At 37.9% G+C, this 18,979-nt stretch carries 26 protein-coding genes and 1 pseudogene; 16 read left to right on the top strand and 11 right to left on the bottom strand.

The genetic code is table 11. The annotated features are described in order from the left end of the window. The first annotated feature begins 85 nt into the window (after positions 1-85). A complete protein-coding gene (locus SB717_RS10295) occupies positions 86-385 on the top strand; it encodes a TIGR04104 family putative zinc finger protein (protein WP_074680924.1) in 300 nt (99 codons plus the stop codon). A 33-nt stretch (positions 386-418) separates the two neighbouring features. Here SB717_RS10295 and SB717_RS10300 read toward each other — a convergent pair whose 3' ends face one another. After that, positions 419-1,618 (bottom strand): multidrug efflux MFS transporter, encoded by a 1,200-nt coding sequence (locus SB717_RS10300; RefSeq protein WP_074681576.1) that lies wholly within the window; start codon positions 1,616-1,618, stop codon positions 419-421. Positions 1,619-1,952: 334 nt separating this feature from the next. Between SB717_RS10300 and SB717_RS10305 the strand changes: the two genes are divergently transcribed. The 6 genes and pseudogenes from SB717_RS10305 (at position 1,953) to SB717_RS10330 (ending at position 5,356) form a co-directional block, all read left to right on the top strand. Continuing rightward, positions 1,953-2,315 carry a YidH family protein gene (locus SB717_RS10305; RefSeq protein WP_016764347.1) on the top strand — a complete coding sequence of 121 codons (363 nt, stop codon included), beginning with the start codon at positions 1,953-1,955 and terminating at the stop codon, positions 2,313-2,315. A gap of 273 nt (positions 2,316-2,588) precedes the next feature. Then, positions 2,589-3,419: a YihY/virulence factor BrkB family protein gene (locus tag SB717_RS10310; protein ID WP_074680926.1), complete on the top strand. Its 831-nt coding sequence runs from the start codon at positions 2,589-2,591 to the stop codon at positions 3,417-3,419. Between the two features lie 146 nt (positions 3,420-3,565). After that, positions 3,566-4,108: an alkaline shock response membrane anchor protein AmaP gene (gene amaP, locus SB717_RS10315; RefSeq protein WP_074680928.1), complete on the top strand. Its 543-nt coding sequence runs from the start codon at positions 3,566-3,568 to the stop codon at positions 4,106-4,108. Positions 4,109-4,123: 15 nt separating this feature from the next. Then, the gene (locus SB717_RS10320) at positions 4,124-4,333 is read left to right on the top strand and encodes a DUF2273 domain-containing protein (protein ID WP_045291717.1); all 210 of its coding nucleotides are present in this window, start codon (positions 4,124-4,126) and stop codon (positions 4,331-4,333) included. A 27-nt stretch (positions 4,334-4,360) separates the two neighbouring features. Next, a pseudogene (locus SB717_RS10325) lies at positions 4,361-4,800 on the top strand (Asp23/Gls24 family envelope stress response protein). An 85-nt stretch (positions 4,801-4,885) separates the two neighbouring features. Then, positions 4,886-5,356 carry a 2-thiouracil desulfurase family protein gene (locus SB717_RS10330; RefSeq protein ID WP_074680930.1) on the top strand — a complete coding sequence of 157 codons (471 nt, stop codon included), beginning with the start codon at positions 4,886-4,888 and terminating at the stop codon, positions 5,354-5,356. Positions 5,357-5,401: 45 nt separating this feature from the next. Here the strand turns inward: SB717_RS10330 and SB717_RS10335 are convergent, their stop codons facing one another. Both SB717_RS10335 and SB717_RS10340 read right to left on the bottom strand, forming a co-directional pair. Continuing rightward, positions 5,402-6,571 carry an MFS transporter gene (locus tag SB717_RS10335; protein WP_013057282.1) on the bottom strand — a complete coding sequence of 390 codons (1,170 nt, stop codon included), beginning with the start codon at positions 6,569-6,571 and terminating at the stop codon, positions 5,402-5,404. Between the two features lie 105 nt (positions 6,572-6,676). Next, on the bottom strand, positions 6,677-7,435 hold the full coding sequence (locus SB717_RS10340) for a TrmB family transcriptional regulator (protein ID WP_074680932.1): 759 nt from the start codon (positions 7,433-7,435) through the stop codon (positions 6,677-6,679). A gap of 218 nt (positions 7,436-7,653) precedes the next feature. Here SB717_RS10340 and SB717_RS10345 point away from each other — a divergent pair, with 218 nt between their 5' ends. After that, a complete protein-coding gene (locus SB717_RS10345; RefSeq protein WP_074680934.1) occupies positions 7,654-7,881 on the top strand; it encodes a hypothetical protein in 228 nt (75 codons plus the stop codon). Positions 7,882-7,913: 32 nt separating this feature from the next. On the opposite strand, the gene pssA is transcribed toward SB717_RS10345, so the two are convergent. After that, positions 7,914-8,405, bottom strand: a complete 492-nt coding sequence (gene pssA, locus SB717_RS10350) for a CDP-diacylglycerol--serine O-phosphatidyltransferase (protein ID WP_176547882.1) — start codon at positions 8,403-8,405, stop codon at positions 7,914-7,916. A 170-nt stretch (positions 8,406-8,575) separates the two neighbouring features. On the opposite strand from pssA, the gene SB717_RS10355 reads away from it, so the two are divergent. The 3 genes from SB717_RS10355 to SB717_RS10365 all read left to right on the top strand — a co-directional run bounded on the left by SB717_RS10355 (position 8,576) and on the right by SB717_RS10365 (position 10,080). Then, a complete protein-coding gene (locus tag SB717_RS10355; protein WP_074680938.1) occupies positions 8,576-8,983 on the top strand; it encodes a MarR family winged helix-turn-helix transcriptional regulator in 408 nt (135 codons plus the stop codon). Continuing rightward, the gene (locus SB717_RS10360) at positions 8,976-9,317 is read left to right on the top strand and encodes a DUF3147 family protein (protein WP_074680940.1); all 342 of its coding nucleotides are present in this window, start codon (positions 8,976-8,978) and stop codon (positions 9,315-9,317) included. Before SB717_RS10355 ends, SB717_RS10360 begins: the two co-directional genes overlap by 8 nt. Positions 9,318-9,384: 67 nt before the next feature. Further along, positions 9,385-10,080: an SAM-dependent methyltransferase gene (locus SB717_RS10365; protein WP_075421669.1), complete on the top strand. Its 696-nt coding sequence runs from the start codon at positions 9,385-9,387 to the stop codon at positions 10,078-10,080. A 163-nt stretch (positions 10,081-10,243) separates the two neighbouring features. Here the strand turns inward: SB717_RS10365 and SB717_RS10370 are convergent, their stop codons facing one another. From SB717_RS10370 to SB717_RS10390, 5 genes are all read right to left on the bottom strand, one after another. Then, a complete protein-coding gene (locus tag SB717_RS10370; RefSeq protein ID WP_025751723.1) occupies positions 10,244-10,714 on the bottom strand; it encodes a DUF4188 domain-containing protein in 471 nt (156 codons plus the stop codon). Beyond that, positions 10,711-11,265 (bottom strand): PadR family transcriptional regulator, encoded by a 555-nt coding sequence (locus SB717_RS10375; protein ID WP_074680944.1) that lies wholly within the window; start codon positions 11,263-11,265, stop codon positions 10,711-10,713. Before SB717_RS10375 ends, SB717_RS10370 begins: the two co-directional genes overlap by 4 nt. A 78-nt stretch (positions 11,266-11,343) precedes the next feature. Further along, positions 11,344-11,475, bottom strand: coding sequence for a hypothetical protein (locus SB717_RS10380; protein ID WP_013057274.1), 132 nt, complete (start codon positions 11,473-11,475; stop codon positions 11,344-11,346). Between the two features lie 91 nt (positions 11,476-11,566). Next, entirely contained in the window at positions 11,567-12,463 is an 897-nt protein-coding gene (locus tag SB717_RS10385) for a hypothetical protein (RefSeq protein WP_410903657.1), read from the bottom strand. Between the two features lie 147 nt (positions 12,464-12,610). Next, positions 12,611-13,084: an Hsp20/alpha crystallin family protein gene (locus SB717_RS10390; protein ID WP_025751726.1), complete on the bottom strand. Its 474-nt coding sequence runs from the start codon at positions 13,082-13,084 to the stop codon at positions 12,611-12,613. Positions 13,085-13,154: 70 nt separating this feature from the next. On the opposite strand from SB717_RS10390, the gene SB717_RS10395 reads away from it, so the two are divergent. Beyond that, a complete protein-coding gene (locus tag SB717_RS10395; RefSeq protein ID WP_013057271.1) occupies positions 13,155-13,394 on the top strand; it encodes a hypothetical protein in 240 nt (79 codons plus the stop codon). A 102-nt stretch (positions 13,395-13,496) separates the two neighbouring features. Here SB717_RS10395 and SB717_RS10400 read toward each other — a convergent pair whose 3' ends face one another. Then, positions 13,497-13,730, bottom strand: a complete 234-nt coding sequence (locus tag SB717_RS10400) for a hypothetical protein (protein ID WP_013057270.1) — start codon at positions 13,728-13,730, stop codon at positions 13,497-13,499. Between the two features lie 12 nt (positions 13,731-13,742). Beyond that, a complete protein-coding gene (locus SB717_RS10405) occupies positions 13,743-13,973 on the bottom strand; it encodes a hypothetical protein (RefSeq protein ID WP_043982849.1) in 231 nt (76 codons plus the stop codon). Between the two features lie 184 nt (positions 13,974-14,157). On the opposite strand from SB717_RS10405, the gene SB717_RS10410 reads away from it, so the two are divergent. From SB717_RS10410 to SB717_RS10425, 4 genes are read left to right on the top strand one after another with little or no spacing between them, the layout of a single operon-like run. Beyond that, the gene (locus SB717_RS10410) at positions 14,158-15,177 is read left to right on the top strand and encodes an XdhC family protein (protein WP_410903658.1); all 1,020 of its coding nucleotides are present in this window, start codon (positions 14,158-14,160) and stop codon (positions 15,175-15,177) included. Further along, complete coding sequence (locus tag SB717_RS10415; RefSeq protein WP_074680950.1) at positions 15,165-15,809, top strand: NTP transferase domain-containing protein; 645 nt, start codon at positions 15,165-15,167, stop codon at positions 15,807-15,809. The genes SB717_RS10410 and SB717_RS10415 overlap by 13 nt, the downstream gene beginning before the upstream one ends. An 18-nt stretch (positions 15,810-15,827) precedes the next feature. Beyond that, positions 15,828-18,158, top strand: coding sequence for a xanthine dehydrogenase family protein molybdopterin-binding subunit (locus tag SB717_RS10420; RefSeq protein ID WP_312036148.1), 2,331 nt, complete (start codon positions 15,828-15,830; stop codon positions 18,156-18,158). Beyond that, the gene (locus SB717_RS10425; RefSeq protein WP_410903659.1) at positions 18,145-18,978 is read left to right on the top strand and encodes an FAD binding domain-containing protein; all 834 of its coding nucleotides are present in this window, start codon (positions 18,145-18,147) and stop codon (positions 18,976-18,978) included. Before SB717_RS10420 ends, SB717_RS10425 begins: the two co-directional genes overlap by 14 nt. Position 18,979: the final 1 nt, after the last annotated feature.

The following is an 18,979-nucleotide window of genomic DNA, read 5'->3' on the forward strand; positions in this document are numbered from 1 at the left end:
CGTTTTTAATCATAAAAATAAAACTCTTTACCGACTTGTACGTATACTTTATATGTACATAAATCTTTTTAGGAGCGTGATGCCCATGGCCACCTGTCAAAATTGTAATCATAAATGGAACTGGAGGACAACCTTTAAACAACTGTTAACATTTAAAAACGTTTTAGAATGCCCACACTGTGACAAACAACAGTATATCTCTGCAAAATCCCAAAAACGATTATCAATCTACTCATTTGCACCCCTTATTATTTGGCTTATTCTCTCACTATTTGACTTTTCCTTTCCATCCATTGTTGTCGCGGAGCTTATTTTCTTCATAGCAGCGGTTGTTATGATGCCACTTTCTTATGAAGTAAGCAGCGAAGAAGAACCCTTGTGGTAATAAAAAAACCTTCCGTTAAAACGGAAGGTTTTTTTATGCGGCTTTACCGTCTAGCTGTTGTCCGTGATGGCGCTGATAATACACCCATCCAGCATTCAACAGTAGAAGAACACTCGTTGTTAAGAATACGTAAGGAATTCCTTTAGCTCCGGCAATTTGTCCGCCAATAACTGGACCGGCTAAATTCCCGAAGTATTGTGCTGTTTGATTATAGCCAAACATTTTACCTGTAATCGAGTCCGGCACAATTTTTTTCAAATAAGAATTAATAGAAGGTAGCAATCCTCCCATTGCAAAACCGAGTAAAAAACGAAGTAAGAATAGCTGCCAAGTACTATGCACAAAGGCCTGTAAGCCGCAAATAACCGCTACGATGAGCAGGCATATTTGAAGCACATTTTGAGGACCAACGCGATCGCTGACTTTGCCAAGTCTGGATGCAGCTAAAATATTTGATATTCCTGTTGCCGCCACGACAAAACCTGAAATAAGGGCAAGGTGATCAGTATGAGTAGACAGCTGTTTTACATACAGTGTAACGATTGGCTGAATAGCCATAACCGCAAGCTGCAGTAAGAAAGTTGTAACAAATACACCAATCACGGTCTTTGAATTCTTAAGAGAAAGTAACCCAATGTTAGATTCTTTCGTCGTTTTCGCCGTCTCTTTTTTGTCTTCTTGAATTAAATTTACAATTAAAAAAGACAAAAACATAAATGCACCTGTCACGAAAAAGACGTGACGCAATCCGATTGTATCTCCTAAGTAGCCGCCTACTAGCGGTCCTAATAAAGATCCTGATACAGCACCTGTAGACAACGTACCTAATGCCTTACCGCTGTGCTCTTTAGGTGTTTGAGTCGCTACTAACGTAATGGCTGCAGAGATGAAGCCGGAAACGGCGCCCATTAAAAAGCGCAGTCCGACAAGCTGATAGACATTTTGCACAAAACCAATAGAAGTCATAACAATTGCCATACCCAAGCTTGCGCGAAGGAGCATAAGCTTTCGCCCGTATTTATCGGCCAAACTCCCCCATAAAGGAGAAACAATAGCTGCCATTAAAAAAGTAGCTCCAAACGCAATACCAGCCCATCTGCTGATGGAGCTCGTATCGTGAACTCCCAGCTTTTCAATATAAAGCGGTAAAAACGGAATAACTAAACTCATCCCGGCTGTGGTGCAAAAAGAACCGAACCAGCAAATGTACAAGTTTCGTTTCCATAATTCCATTCTATTTCCTTCTTTCGTTGTGCGGCATAGCGTAAAAACAACAAAAGAGCGAAACCATACGGCCTGCTCTTTTAGCATACATGCAGCATCTTTTTATCGGTTTAAATTATACCATATATCAGAAATATTTAAAAATAAAATGATTTACTTAGTGAACTATTAACGTGAAATGAAAACAGAAAGGGGTACAGTTTTACGTTAGGGTTTTCTAGCCGCTTGAAGATGGTAATGATTCCTTCTTTTCGGGTATAATGTGGCGTGAAGCGTCCTCAATTTATTTTCGTTCGAACATTTACTCATAATAGAAGACAGATAAAAGGACGGTGGTATGTAAATGACTAAAAAAGAAAATGAATCCATTTATATTCAGCAGCATTTAGCAAATGAACGAACGTATTTAGCGTGGATTAGAACGTCTATTGCTACACTCGGCATTGGTTTTGTTGCAGGCGGCCTGCATTTCAATTCCGGAAAAAAATTAAGTGAAGCAGCCGATACTCTTATTATTGCTGTTATCATCTTTTCTTTAGCTGCAAGTGCGGGTTTGCTTCTCTTCTCAACCTATCATTATTTTTCAACGCGCAAAAAAATTAACAGCCAAACGTATCAATCTTCTCACGCTTTGGTTATTTTTGTTTCAATGATTATGCTGATGTTGATCGGGGCTCTTATGTTTTACTTTTTTAACATTGCATAAAAATGTAAGAAAAAAGGGAATGCAGTCCCAAAGAATTTACGGTTTTATGAAAGAAAAAGAAGATCTATTGATATGGTGGTAATGGCAGATGCAATTATAATAATATCTTCTTTATGAACCGGCTGTATAATTTTACGGGTTAAATTCTTTGTTAACGGCGGATAATGGAAAAAGAAAGCTTTATAAGCCGAAACTTATCCAATCCATGTTGAACATAAAAATTGAATATGAATTTCACTAAAGGGTGAAGCGAAAGTAAAGGAGAACGCTGTTATGATTCAAACATCTAAGACCGTTGCCGCTCGTTTTTTTACGGAGCGTTTCTTTGATCAGGCTGCTCAAACTGCCTACTATTTTTTGTTATCTTTTGTACCGTTTATTATCTTTCTTTTTTCTCTGCTGAGTTTCTTTCCAATTGATACAAACAATTTGCTGATATTTATTGAACCATTTACGCCTAAAAGCGCCTACGACGTAATTGAACGGTCAATTGAAACAGTTAACAATAGCGGAAAAAAAGTTTTATCTTTTAGTTTATTGGCGACTTTTTGGCTCGCATCTATGGCTATACAATCTTTGGTTCGCTCGTTAAATGACGCGTATCACATTCAAAGAAAACAAACGTTTTTGCGCGGTTTAATCAATGATTTAATTTTGACTTTTGGTTTTATGGTTGTGGTAGCTATTTCATTGTTTGTACCAATTATTGAAGAGGTCATTCGACATTTGGTCCTAACAAAAGTCCATGTTCCTGATATATGGTTTCAAAGCTGGACGACAATTAGATGGGGAATTGGGACATTATTTTTATTAGGCTTTTTCATTCTTTTTTACAAACTGATGCCAAGCGCAAGAGTAACGTGGAAAGATGTACTTCCAGGGGCTGTTTTCTCCACGCTAGGATGGCAAGTTGTATCTACCGGATTCGGATACTATGTCCAGTTTGGAAGCTATTCGCAAATCTATGGTCAGCTTGGAAGTATTATTATTTTAATGGTCTGGTTTTATTTAACGGCCGCTATTTTATTGATTGGCGGTTTAATAAACGCTAATAAGTTCATCAAAACTCACAAGACAACGTATAGAGATGAGGAAAATGACTAGGGAAACCTAGTCATTTTCTTTATATTCAGTTTTACAGTTAGAAAGTTTATCAAAAAATATTGCAGGTAACTATTGAATATCTCGTTGCCTTTCCTTTACACACAACAAAAAAGCAGTAGGAGTTCACGTTGAGATGAGGTGGAAAATTGAATAGTTTTAATCGGTTTTTAATCGCAATTATTGGAATTGCAGGACTGATTTGTTCCGGTATGTTAGCACTGATGGTTTATAGGGTTCCTCACCTTTCAAATTGGTTAGAAAAGTGGAAGCATCAGGAATGGTTTTACTACACAATTTTATCAATAAGCGCATTTTTAGCAGTTATTTTTATTATTTTTCTTTTAACAGGCATATTTAGCAGACCGCCTAAAAAGAATTTGGCAATTGTAACTGGTGAAGGCAAAATAACAATTTCTAAAGCAACGATCGAATCTACAGCTTTACGAGCAATTAGAAGCTTTCAGGGAATACGCTCTCCTGAAGTCCAGGCCTCTATTCATTCTCGCAAAGAAAAAGTTAGTCTGTATATCAACTGTTCGTTGTTTGGACGAGATGGACTACCGACACTAGGAAAAGAGATGCAGCTTGAAACAAAACGCGCCGTGGAGGCCTTACTGGAGCTTCCCGTTCACTCCGTCCGTATTGACTTAACAGATACACAAACACGAAAGAAAGAGCGTGTTGTGTGATGAAGGAGGGACATAATGAGTACTCCAGATAAATTGATTCCGTACCGTGGCCGGGTACTTGGTATTCTGGCAGGTTTAGTGTTGGCAATTTTGCTATTAACAATTGGTTTTGGTCCCACGCTGCTAATTGTAGCTTTTATGGGAATTGGTTATGTAATCGGGAAGTGGCGAGATGGTCATTTAGACCTGAATACTTGGGTAGGATTCTTTACTAAAGGAAGATAGAAAATCACTTTAAGGGAGATGTTCGTTATGGCAGTTAATGAAACAAATACAGCAGTAAAATCTCAGGAAAATACAAATCAAAATACATTAACATTTGAAGATCAGGTCATTAAAAAAATTGCTGGAATTGCAGCTAATGAAATTAAAGGAATTTTATCAATGAGCGGCGGATTTATGAGCGGGTTAACAGATCGCTTCCGCAGCACTGAAGATATCACAAAAGGGATTAACGCTGAAGTAGGAGAAAAGCAAGTTGCCCTTGATTTAAAAGTAATTGTCGAATACGGAAAAATGTTCCATCCATTTTCTCTGAAACTGTTAATAACGTAAAAAAATCAGTTCACGATATGACGGGATTAGAGGTAGTAGAAGTAAATATGCATGTAGAGGACGTAATGACTCGATCTGAATTTGAAGCGAAAACGGATCGAGACAAAGAGCAGGAGTCAAAGCGTGATCTTGAATAAAATATAAAAGGTAAACACTTCCATTCATCATATATTCTTTGTATGATGAATGAGAAGTGTTTTTTTGGAGGGGAGGGAGAATTCTGTGATTTTAGTTAGTTCCTGCTTAGCAGGTCAAGCTTGCAGATATAATGGAAGCAGTGCCTTAGTTAAGGAAATGGAAGCGCTCGTTGAAAATAAAGAAGCGGTGATGATGTGTCCAGAGCTGTTAGGTGGATTTCACACGCCTAGAGAACCGGCAGAAATTATAAAAGGAACGGGAATAGACGTAATAAACGGACATGCGCGAGTTATTGAACAATCGGGAAAAGACGTGACAGATATATACATAGACGGGGCCTATAAGGCACTGAGCATCGCAAAAGAAATAAAAGCTACTGTTATTGTACTAAAAGAAAACAGCCCTTCATGTGGAAGTGAACATATATATAACGGAGCATTTTCAAATGTTAAATTAGCCGGTGAAGGGGTAACGACTGCGTTGCTAAGAAAGCATGGTTTTATCGTTATGTCCGAATCTCAATTTGCAGCTGAAATGCATGGAGACCAATCATAATCAAAAAAAGCGTACACCATGTGTGTACGCTTTTTTTATAAAAGCTTATTTACTGTGAAGCGTATCTGCTGTGCTTTCTGTTCGTGTTACCGCATAAAGAGAGCAGAAAAGACCAAGCAAAACAAAAATAGACCCGACCCAGCCGTTATAAATAACAGAGTATTGATTAACAACAATTCCTCCAACATAGGAGCCGATCGCAATTCCTACATGTGAAATCGCTGCATTAGTGCTGATTAAAATGTCCGACGTTTCGCGTGCACTATGAATAATTAAATTGCTTTGAGCTGGTGAGACCGCCCAGCTGAGTGCACTCCAAATGATCATAAGAAGTAAGAACACAACAAATGGCAAATGAACGCCAAAAGGCATAGCAATCATGCTAACAAAAAAGAGAGCAATCATGGTGATAACAGAAGAAGAAGGGTTCCATCTATCAGAAACAGCTCCTCCAAGTCCTCCTCCTGCCACGGCAGCCAGACCGAAAATACCATAAATAATGGTCACCATCGTTGTATTTAACCCTAGCGTTTCTTGTAGAAATGGTGTGAAGTACGCATAAAGCGTTAAATGGCCCGCAAGTACAAACAATGTTGCTAGGTGAATAGCGAGCATTTTTTTATTGCGTAAAGCTTTTACCTGAGTTTTTAACGGTACAATTGGAGCAGGAGCTAGACGCTCCATTGTAAACCAAACGGTAATCATAATAATGGCAGTCAAAATTGCAATCATAACAAATACTTGACGCCAGCCAAGCGCATTTCCAATCAAAATACCAAGAGGAATGCCTAAAACAAGTGAGCCGCTAATTCCCATAAATACAATGCCAATCGCTCTGCCTTGATATTCAGGCTTTACCATTCTAGAAGCCATTGTGGTAGATAATACAATGATAAAAGAACCGCTCGCAGCAGCGAGGATACGCCCGATTAATAGCATATAATAGCCCGAACTGTAGGCTGAAAATACATTGCTCAATAAGAAAATAAATAATGTCCACATATATACTTTTTTACGCTCTATCTTAGCCGTCACATTTAGTAAAATCGGCGCAGACAAGGCATAAACAAACGAATAAATAGAGATTAAATAACCTGCTTTTGCTAATGATACATGAAATGCATCGGCAATTAAGTCTAAGATGCCTCCTAGAATTAATTCGACCGTTCCAACAACAAAGGAAGCAATCGCAAGTATGTAAACTTTTTTATTCATCAAAAAACCCCCTCTTTAAAAAGTTACAACTAGAATAGTAACCTTTTTAGGAGAGGATTTCAATAGGTAATATTAAAAAAGGTTACTAATGAATTAGTAACCTTTTTAATAACGCAGTCGAGTAAGCAGCTCCATGATTTCAGAATCTTGAAGAAGCTGCTCTTGATATTTCTTTGTAATATGGGTAAGTGCGACGTCATGGTAAAAGAAGTCAGCAAAAACTTTTACAAGCGGCTGCGACATGGTTTTTATTGCTTTCCATGTGTCATGTTCAATGCCCGCAAATAAAAGGTAAGCATCGTCCACAATAATCAACTGCGACGGCTCAAGGTTTTTATGATCATCTATTGGATTTAATGTATGTAAATGTTTGAGGGCAGTCTGCAAGTTTCCTATGGTTAAGACCTCGACGTTTACGCCTTGTTTCTCTTTTTCTTCTAGCAATGAGCGGTAATGTTCCAACTCATCATTCCAAGCCGATAAAATAATAGAACATTCCGCTTCATGAATCAACTGTTCAATGTGAGCAGAAATGGAGGATTTATCTTTTAAACTCCAAACATGATCATCTGTAAACGTTTTTTTAATTTTATATGTTTTTAATTCATTAATGTCATTTTCAAAGTCAGCAGTAAGTTTTTGAATGACGGTTTGAAGGGCTACCGCTGAATAAAGTTTCTTTTTCCCAGACAATGTATTTACTACAATGCCTTTATCAATTAAACGATTAAGTACTTCATAAATCTTTGCTTTTGGAACATGCGAATACGTGACAATCGAACTAGCATCCAGCGGACCTTCATTCGCAAGCAGCGCTTCATATACTTGACTTTCATACTGAGAAAAACCAAATTTTTGCAGCATAATTCTCTATTCATCATCCTTTCTTTTTTTAAGTATATCACGGTTTGTAAAAGTATTACTAATTGTAATTTTATCTTATTAAACTATGTTCTAAATAATCAATAAAAATAAAAAATAGGCTATTAAAAAGCTTTTACTACGATAAAACGATTTTTAATCATATACTTTTCATACTAAAACACTTATCAGCGGGTAAAGAAAAGAGAGAGGTGAAAAAAATGAAGAAAAATGAAAAACTACTGTTGAAAAAAATGAACATGAAACAGCAACGAGAAGTGGCTGCTCAGCTTGAAGACGTACTGGATTCCTTACTGTCTCTTGAAGAAAAATTATGCTCAGCACCTGATAATAGCGAGTGGCTGTCTTTACAAGCTCAGCTTGAAAAAAGAGAACATGAGCTGAAATTCAAGCATAAAATGCTGTGTGAAGAATGGACAGCACTATAAAAGACAGGCATTTTGTCTGTCTTTTATTGCATCTAAATTTTCATGACCCTGATAGGACTAACCATCAAAATAGCTAAAATAATCATAAGATAAGGATTCACATAATAAAACATACCAAGCAGTGCGATAATTAGAGCTGGAAAAGGAATAGGAAGCCCTATAAAGTAACCTACGGTTGGATTTGCGCTAAATTTAGCTAATCTTAATGCACCCAGGCTTGGATAAATCATAAAAGCGAGTACCGTTAGCCAAGAGTGGGGAGAAAGAGTATGAAATAGCATTGCAGGCGCTACGCCAAAGCTTATAATATCAGCCAAAGAATCTAGCTCTACACCAAACTCACTGTTAACTTTTAGCTTTCTCGCAATTTTGCCGTCAAATAAATCGAAAAAAGCGGCTAGAAAAATAAAAAGAGCAGCTAAGCGTTCGTAGCTGTTCATATTAACGGCTATGGAAAATACGCCGCTTAGCAAATTTCCAATCGTAAAGAGATTCGGAACCCATTTTAACAGTCGAAGAATCAATGTCATACAACCGCCTTTCACAGTGTGTACAATTAGTGTAACTGTTAAATCGTATTATTATGTGAGATACAAGATAAAAAGAAGGTAGCATTGAAAACTGGCTGTCGTTTCTGTAATATATATCGTATGATACGATAATAACTAAAAATACGATATAGAGGAGCAGAATCATGAAAGTAGAGGAATTAAACGGCTATTGGACATCTATTTATTATCATTTGCACTATACGCATCAAGAGAAAATTACGCACCAAACCATACGTCTTTTACAGCATATCGATAAATCATCTTCGGTTGGAATAAGAGAAATCGCAGATTATTTAACTATTTCACATAATACGGCATCTGAACATGTAAAGAGAAGTATCGAGAAAGGATATGTGTATAAAAATAGAGATATACAGGATGAAAGAAAAGTAATTCTGCATTTAACAGAAGCAGGAAAAGACATCTTAAAGCGAAATTCAAGCTTGGACGAAGAAAAAATTTCAGCTATTTTACGTGAAATGACAGTATCTGAAAAACAGCTGATTCAACAGGCTTTTCAGTTATTAAGTGAGCGTGCAAAACATGTATAGTATCATCAAAATTTTAATGTCAGCTCTTATTATTGCAGGGGTAACAGAAATGGCCAAAAGATTTCCGGCATACGGTGGAATTGTGGCTGCCCTTCCAATTGTGAGCTTACTAAGTATTGTATGGTTATCAGTGCAAGGAGAAAAAAAGGAAGTAGTTAGTCAGTTTACACTCGGCGTTCTTTATGGACTGCCAGGCACTATTTTACTACTTGCTGTCGTTTATATTTGTTTGAAAAACTCCCTTCATTTGTTTATGAGTTTATCGATAGGAGTTATGTGTTGGGGCCTGTTTTTAGTGCTTCAAAAGATGGTGATTAGACTAATTACTACATAAATTATTGGAATTTAATCCAATTTTCTGTAAAATGAAAGTCTAAGTAAAAGATAGGAGCTGAGTAGAGTTGAGTTTAGCAGAGAAAAAGTTAGGAATTGACCGAGTTGTTTTTATCGGCAGAACGTTTGAAGAGTATAGAGCTATGTTTAATTTGAATGAAAAGTATTTAAAAGGAAAAAAAGTGTTAGATTGTGCTAGCGGGGCCTGTTCTTTTACTGCTCATGCCTTGCAGCAAGGTACGGAGGCTACTAGCTGTGATATTGCCTATAAATTTACGGCAGAAGAGCTTGAAAAGAAAGGAAGCCTGGATTTAATTCATACGATGAATCAAATGCAGCACGTACAGGAACAGTATGTGTGGAAGTATTTTTCGTCTATTGATGATTTAACTGAACATCGAAAAAGGGCATTAAAAGATTGTATTGCTCATATGAAAAAGAACCCCGAAGCCTATCAGTACGGAGCACTTCCTAATTTGCCGTTTCAAAAGAACGAGTTTGATTTAACGCTTTGTGCAAACTTTTTATTTATGTACAGTGACCGTTTAGATTATACGTTTCATTTAGAGGCTTTAAAAGAACTGATACGCGTTACAAAAGAGGAAGTACGTTTGTTTCCTTTAACGAATTTAAGCGGCAAGATTTCTACCTATTTGCCGCAGCTGTTAGAAGAGATTGCGCCTCTAGTAAAAGGAACAGAAATAGCAGACGTCCCGTACGAATTTCAAAAAGGTGCCAATCAAATGCTGAAAATATATGTATAACAAATGTAATGAAGAAGCTGGGACAAAAGTATTTTAGCCGAAGTGAAAAACGAACCCTTGATCAACATGTTTGATGAGTGGTTCGTTTTTTTTTGTCAGGGTGAACGTAGGTTTCATCTGTTTCATTCATTTCAGCAGTTGATTGGATTCATTTCGTCATGTCTCAACCTCTTTTAACATTCAAACGTTTTTTGGCAGTTTGAGTATGCTTCGTTATGGTTTCACATCCAAGCGCTTTAGCTAAACCGAACGAAGGCATATTTACATATACTGATTCGTAATTTCCTGCAGGAATGACGTACGTTTCATGATAAATGCCAACTGCATTCGTTTTTGAAGCCTGTTTATAAAAAGAGTTCCAAGCTTTTAAGTGCTGAGGGCCTTTGGCATAGGAGGTCAATTGATCAACTGACTCCCAATATTGAATCAGCGTGATGGTTCTTAAATTAAAAGATCCTTGCAAAGATAAAAAGCCAAGTCTTTTGTTTGTATACAATTCGCGAATCATAGGAGGCATTGCTTTAAATACAGGGAACCATTTGTGTACGGCTGTCCATTTATTAATACGCATTCCTATAACAAAGACGACCAAATCTTGACCGGGCTTAGCCATAACACGATTGGAATGAATCATAAATTATGCGCCTCCTCATCATATAATTTATTAATCGTATCTCTGCACCATTCTATCGAAGCAGACGTTGTTCGTTTACCGTAGTCTAGGGTAATAAGCCAATACGTTCTGTCGGGAGAAGGGCTGTTAGAAATGCTGTCTTCGATTCCGCAATACATGTGATAACGTTCAGTTAGTTTCTGCTGAGCGTTTTTTAACTGGGAAATTGTGAGTTGCTTTTCTTGCTGACTACTAAAAAAGAGTTTTAACAAAATTTCATTTCTTTCGGAAGGGAGCTGCTTAATAGGTTCACGTAGCCAATCTTGCAGAACTTCTTTTCCTTTAGTTGTTATTACATACTCTTTTTTATCTGGTTTATCAGTTTGAGCAACGGAATTGACCGTTGCTAGTTCATCATTCACAAGCTTTTGTAAAGTGGGGTAAATTTGGCCATAGCTAATTTTCCAAAAATGATTTAAACTTCGATCCATTAACTGCTTAATTTCATAACCAGTTCTGCATTCCGTGGTAAGCAGTCCTAAAATTGCATATGTTGTTTGATTTTCCTTCATTTATTTTCCTCATTTATATCTTTTTGATATATATATATTACCATAAATAGGATAATGTTCAATAAAAAAACGCGAGAGTTATGCACTCTCGCGTCTAAAAAAAGGTTTGTATTGCTGAACCATCATTTGCGAAGCAGCAATAAATAAAAAGATAAAGCCTCCACACATTAGCAACATGACAGCACCTATTCTCCATAAAAGCTTTGGCATCAGCATATCTCCTTTTTTGAAGTTATTACCTATAGTGTAAAGAATAGCTTGCAAAAATTCTAGTCATAACTAAATATAATTTTATGACTTTTTAGACTGACTCTTCCTTTGGATCATCTTCATCAAAAATAGGAACTTCCGTATACGTGTCTTCTTTTTCGAAAGAGGAAGAAGAATTCTCTTTTTCCTCTTGTGCAGGCTTCGTTTTACCAGAAGAAATATCTGATTTAGCGTTTTTTAACTCTTCCATGTCTTTTTGGATTTGGTCCGTGAAATCCTTTGGTATAGCTCCGCTTCCGTATGTAGCTCCGATATTTAAAGTACCGCCGAGTTCTTTAATGCCAACCTGGCCAATATTGTTGTTTTGTTCGTATTTATCAAGAAAAAATTTATCAATATGGATAGGCGGGGGAGCATTTTCTAAAAGTGTGCCTCTTTGGTGAATCAATTTTACTTCTTCTTGAAGGGAAGACGTTCGTTTTAGCATGTCCACCTGTACTTCAGTTAAAAGCGACAAGCTGCGCTCTAATGCTGAAACTCTTTCATCTAGTTCGGTCATTCTTTCGAGATAAGGAGCCATTTTTTTCTCTACAGATTGTTCTACCAAGCTAGTTAAATCCGGATAAGGTACAGTTTCTATCTTTTTATCGCGAGGGGGTTGCGTGGAGATCACTTGTTCCAATTGCGCTACTTTTTCCTTTAAAAATTGAAGCTGGTTAGCAATCTCTTTCTTATCTTTTGCATATGCTTGTTCAGCATTTTTATGAGTGCTTCTTTGTGAAGGTGAAGAATCATTGGAGTGCGAGTGCTGAGCCTCCAGCTTTTTTTTGAGCATTATGAGAGAACCAATTTGCGGTTCGAGTTTTAAAAAACGGTTCATGTGAACTTCAAGCGTGTTAATGCGCTTGATTTGATGTTTGAAGTCCTCTAGCTCAGTATGAAGCTGTTGGTTAGTCTGTTTGGGGTTGAAAAATCCTTTCATAGACATTTCGCTTCTCCTCATCTTGGGCTTATTTCCAATGTAATAACAGTTAGATAAATATATATTGGTCCAGTTTGGAAATTCACGTTAAATTCTTTGCGTTTATAAATGCTTATGTGAACTATTGAATTTCATTCATAAAACTACTAAGCCTTATTCAATGTGAATACGTTCTTCTTGGAAAAACTGCCTGTGATAAGAAAGAATAAGCAGTCCATTTTCAAATTTCGCACGCAGATGATGCGCATCCGTAGCCTCTGGCAATTCAATAATTCGGTTAAAGTCTCCAGAAGGTCGTTCTTGTACAACCGGCTGTCCTGTGATGAGAGGGTGCGGTGAGCCTTTTAACAAAAGCCGGCTGCCTGAAACAGACACGTGCAAATTTTCTTTTAGATAGCCGGGCAAGTCAGCGATAATAATGATTTCATGTGGGGTAACGTAAATGTCAACAGGTGGAAAATTACTTTTAGAAGCCTGAGGTGCCTGATATGAATCAGGAGCATTCATATCCATATTTTCTTTCATAAATTCGTTAAAAGCAGTTTGATCAAAAACACCGTTCCAAAAGTCATTTGTTTGATATTTTTTAGCAAATTCCATCCACTGCATAAGTTTATCAAAATCCATATGGTTTCCTCCTTACCACACATCATAAAAAGATGGAATTTGAATATAGTTTGAAAGGGGGGTGGTTTAAATGGCAGGTGCATCTATAAATATTAATATTTTAATGCTAAAGATAAATTCCTTTGAAAATGCGTCTGCAGTAAATATCGGACAGAATTTACTAGCAGACTGGAATAATTCAGATAAAAAAACACAGGGATTTGGGCAAAATTTTGGTGATGATAGCGGCTTTATAGGAACGAGAAGCTGTGTCGATGATCGAGATCAAATTGACAGCCCATCATCTTTTCAAAAAGTGCCCATTTCATAGAAAAAGCCTAATAAATATAGCCAGTTCAGATGCAGGTTATATTTATTAGGCTTCCGATTGAATGCTAATAGACGAATAGATGAGTAGAGGAAATGAAAAAATTTAAATTACGCTATTTTTAACTGAGTTTGAATCGTTTACATCTGAGTCTATAATCCATGAGAATGGAGTTACGTTCGGAGAAAAATCTCCGTTTGATTCTCCTAGACCTTGATTACGTTTATAAGATACGAACACATCAAGCTGCTGATTAGGTCCTATGCTTAAAACAGATGAATTATCCAAAACGTTCACTTTGAAGGCTTGTAAGTTAATGACCATAGGCGAAAAAATCATATGGTTTCCTCCTTATTTATCATTTTTTGTTGCAAATGCATCCACATAATCATTATCTACAGTTTTGTAAGCAGATCCCGCTGTAAAACATTGATCAGCGTGCTGCTGTCCGAAGGCCTGATTTTTCTTTGCTGTGACATATCTTGTAACTTTTGACGTATTTCCAATAGAAATACTGCTTGCTTGATCAGCACTGCGAACGTTCAATTTTCCTAGGTTGATTTTTGTTGAGTCGAATAGCATATTATTCTCCTTTCAAACGACAGTTCTTCTAAGTCTTTAAAAGCTTATTGTAGCTTCTTTGAAAATATGAATAATACATGGATTCATTCCAAGAGCAGAAGTAGCCTACTGTAGCGTATTTTAGTTCTCCACAAAACGTGAAAAGATTTTAAAAAATCAGTAGTAAAAGGAGGAGATAATAAAAATGCATGACATTTTACATGCTGTAGAAAGATCAACAGTAAAAAGCGTGTTGGCAACGATTATTCATGTAGAAGGATCCTCTTATTTAAAAGAAGGAACGTCCATGCTGTTTCAAGAAAATGGCGAGAATATTGGGATGTTAAGCGCTGATTGTGTAGAAGCAGATATTGCTGAGCGCGTAAAAGAGTTGTTCGACACTGAGCACGTATTAACCGTTACGTACAATTTAAAAGAAGAAGGTGATGCAGGATGGGGACAAGGAGCAGGCTGCAATGGAATCCTGTATATTCTCCTAGAACCTGTAACTGCGAGGATGAAGCAAAATCTTTTGCGGGTAAAACGTCATTTAGATAACCGAAATCCTGTTTTGCATATTAAAAAATTAGAAAAAAACATTATTCAAACAACCTCTTTTTATGTAGAAAAGACGGGCGAAACATTTGGTGGAAATAGCGACGCATCATCTTTTGCAACAGATGATTGGAATGGGGAAAAGAGCGGTATTCAACTTTCAAATTGCTCCCTGCTCACATATGCTCATCTATATAAACCAAGGCCTCGTCTAGTTATCTGGGGAGCAGGTGCCGATGCAAAATATGTAGTATCACTTGCTGCCAATACGGGGTTTTCTGTTACCTTATGCGACTGGAGACCGGCTTTATGTAATAAGGAACATTTTCCGCTAGCAGAGGAAATACATATTGGATTTCCAGAGGAAGTAGACGAACAGCTGTCCATACAAAGCGATGATTTTGTTGTGATCATGACGCATAATTTTTATCGCGATCAAGAAATTCTCTCGCTATTAAAATCAAAATCTGTAAAGTATATAGGAGTTTTAGGATCTAAAAAGCGAACACTTCGATTATTGAATACTGATATTTCTTCACGCATTCATTCTCCGGTAGGACTTTCTATAGGAGCGGTAGGACCGCAGGAAATTGCCGTTAGTATTCTTGCTGAATTAATTCAAAACCTCCGAATGCATGATGAAAAAAAGGAGCGAAAATGTCCGGGTTAAATATTGTTGCTGTTTATCTTGCCGCGGGAGCTAGTAAAAGGATGGGAAGAAATAAACTGCTGCTGCCTTTAGGGAATGGATGTTTGGGGAGTAAAGCCTTACAAAAAGCGGTCTCTTCAAAAGTAAATCATACGATAGTAGTAACTAAGAAAGGAGATCATCTTGAGTGGATTGACCCTATTCTTTTTTCAGAAGCATATCAGCAGAAGTGGAGTCATACTTCTTGTAGTAGCGCCTTAAAAGGTCAGTCGGCCTCTTTAAAGTGCGGATTAAAAAAAGCAAAAGAATTAAACGCTGATGCTATTATTGTGCTGTTGGCAGATCAGCCTCTTATAAGCATCGTACTGATAGATACATTTGTTTCTCTTTTTGAAAAATATTTTTCTGTTCCATTTATTTCATCTTTTTGTCAAGGAATTTCCAGAGCACCGGTTTTATTTTCAAAACAAATGTTTTCAAGCTTGGATAAGCTGCAAGGAGATCAAGGGGCAAGAAAAATCATAAGACAAAGCGGACCTGAAAATGGAATATTTTACGAATGGACCGACGCTTCCCTTTTTATGGATGTTGATACAAAACAAGCGTATAAACGCATTAAAAAGATATATAAAGAGAAATGTAGACGGGTTTGATTGATGGAGGTGAAAAGAGTGGATGTTATTGGAAAAAGCGTGATTCGAAAAGATGCATTGGAAAAAGTAACGGGGACGGCTCGATACACAAATGATTACATGTTTAAAGGCTCCCTGCATGCCAAAATAGTAGTCAGCCCTTACGCTCATGCAAGGATTCAAGCCATAAACGTCCAAGCGGCGATTGCTATTCCTGGTGTTCACGCGGTTGTGACGGGTGAGCATTTGCCGTTAACCGGGGAAGGAGTTCGTGACCGGCGACCGCTTGCGTTTGAAAAAGTGCGGTATCACGGAGAAGCGGTAGTCCTTGTAGTAGCAGAAACTCCTGCACTTGCTGAGCGTGCGGCGAGTTCCGTTCATATTCAATATGAGCTATTGCCTGTCGTACATTCTCCTAGCGCCGCTATTGAGCCTGATTCTCCTTTAGTGCATGAACATATGCACATCTACAAGCATGATGAAACGGTGTATCCAGAGCCCGGCACCAACGTAGCAAACAGAGTTAAAATACGAAAAGGCAATATAGAAGAAGGTTGGCAAAAAAGTGAGTTAATAGTTGAAGAAACATTTTCTCTATCTCCTTCAGATCACGCGGCAATGGAAACAAGAAGCGCCGCTGCTGAAATCCTTCCAAATGGATTAGTTAAAATTATCACTTCTTCTCAAGCTCCTTTTATGGTGAAAAAATTAATCAGTGAGTACTTTGAAATTGAAGCAGGAAAAGTAATCGTTGAAACACCGCTAGTAGGAGGAGGGTACGGAGGAAAAGCAGCTGTTCAGCTGGAGCTGCTTGCTTATCTAGCTTCAAAAGCCGTGGGTGGAAGGTTGGTTAAGATATTGAACACAAGAGAAGAAGATATGCTTACTTCGCCTGTTCATATCGGCCTAGATGCCAAAATCAAGCTAGGTTGTTCTAAAGAGGGACTCTTGCAGGCTGCTGACATTCTTTATTTGTTTGACAGCGGTGCTTATGCAGATAAAGGAACGGACTTGAGTAAAGCAGCAGCAGCTGACTGTACGGGACCTTATCGTCTTGAACATGTTTTTTGTGATTCATTATGTGTATATACAAATCACCCTTACGCTTCCCCTTTTCGAGGATTTAGCCATTCGGAACTATTATTTGCGTTTGAGCGCACGATGGACATCCTTGCTAAAAAAGCAGGTATAGATCCTTTGGAGTTTAGAGAAAAAAACGCTATTCTGCCGGGTGATACTACGCCTACGCAAGTACGTTTAACTTCTAGCAGCGTTGGTAACTTACCGGAATGTATTCGTCGCTTGAAGCAGCTAATGAAATGGGAGGAAGGGCAGAGAATAGTTCATGAAAACGGCCTTATTACTGCCAAAGGGATTAGCTGCGTCTGGAAAACCTCCACTATTGAAACAAATGCAAGTTCAGGTGTTATTCTCACATTCAATCCTGATGGAAGCGTGAATTTAATGTCTGGCGTTATTGAATTAGGCACAGGGACAAAAACAGTGCTCGCGCAAATACTGGCTGAAAAATTGCAGATGCGTGTGGAACGTATTCATGTGCGAATGGAAGTAGATACTCAAACGACTCCTGAACATTGGAAAACGGTGGCTAGCAGAGGCACTTTTATGGCAGGAAGAGCGGTTTTAGAAGCGGCTGAAGATGTGATTAACCAATTAAAAAAGATAGCTTCTTGTATATTTCGAGCTTCTGAGGAAGATATCGAAATAAAAAATGAAAAAGTTTTTTTACGGGATGAGCCTGAAACCTCCTTGGCCTTTAAAGAAATTGTATATGGCTATAAATATCCGAACGGAAATGCAATTGGAGGGCAAATCATAGGGAGGGGCAATTATATTTTAAGAGGGATGACCTACTTGGATAAAGAAACGGGAGCTGGGCGTCCCGGTCCTGAATGGACGGTAGCAGCTGAAGGAGTTGAAGTGGAATATAACCCTAGAACGTATAGATATCGTATTGTAAAAGCAGTCTCTGTTATTGACATAGGAACCGTGTTAAACGAGAAAATGGCAAGAGGGCAAGTCATGGGTGCGATGAGTATGGGACTATCGTTTGCAGGCAGAGAAACATTTTGGTTTGATTCAAATGGCCGTATTTTAAATCCTCAGCTTCGGAAATATCGTCCTCTTCGCTACGGAGAGCATCCGGAGTACGTAGTAGATTTTGTTCATACACCTCAATTAGATGCGGCGTACGGAGCTAGAGGAGTCGGAGAACACGGGCTGCTTGGGATGCCTGCTTCTTTAGGAAACAGCTTAACTACGGCAGCAGAAACAGAATTAAATCAACTTCCTCTTATTCCAGAATTGATTTGGAGAATGAAAGAAGGGAATGCAGATGATTTCGTTTGACTTTGAATATTATAAACCTGCAACTGTTTCAGAAGCAGTTGCCTTGTTTCAAGAGTTAGAGAATCAAGGCAAACAGCCGCGGTATTATGCTGGCGGCACCGAAGTTCTGACATTAGGTAGATTGGGTTTGTTTGTTACCCATGCTGTTATTGATATAAAAAATATACCTGAATTTCAACAAACCGAAGCTAATGAAGATTGGATGATTTTTGGTGCAGGAGTCACGTTAACTGAACTGGAAGATAAAAATTTGTTTCCTTTATTAAGTAAGTCTGCTAGCGAAGTGGCTGATCACACGGCTCGAAATAAAATAACACTAGGAGGAAATATTTGTGGGCATATTTTTTATCGAGAAGCGGTATTGCCGCTGCTTTTAACGGATAGTCAACTTGCGGTGGCAGGTCCTGCTGGAACAAATATCTATTCGATTCACGACCTTTTTAACCGGCGTTTGCAGCTGAAAAACGGAGAACTTCTTGTTCAGGTGTTTGTTGAAACGAAGTATGCTGACCTGCCATATATGAGTATAAAAGAACGCCAGCAGTGGGATACAGGATATCCACTAGTTACAGTAGCAGCTTTAAAAACAGAAGAAAACATTCGAGTAGCTTTCAGCGGAGTATGTTCGTTTCCTTTTCGATCAGCTGAAATAGAAGAAGTCCTAAATCATAAAGACACTCCATTAGAAGATCGACTTCAAACGGCTCTTGATTATATACCGGCTCCAATTTTAAATGATGGAGAAGGATCGGATCGATATCGCAAATTTGTGATTAAAAATTTATTGTTTGATATTTTCAAAGAGCTGGGAGGAATGTAAT

The sequence above is a fragment of the Priestia sp. SIMBA_032 genome (genome assembly GCF_046535215.1).
Classification (GTDB): domain Bacteria; phylum Bacillota; class Bacilli; order Bacillales; family Bacillaceae_H; genus Priestia; species Priestia aryabhattai.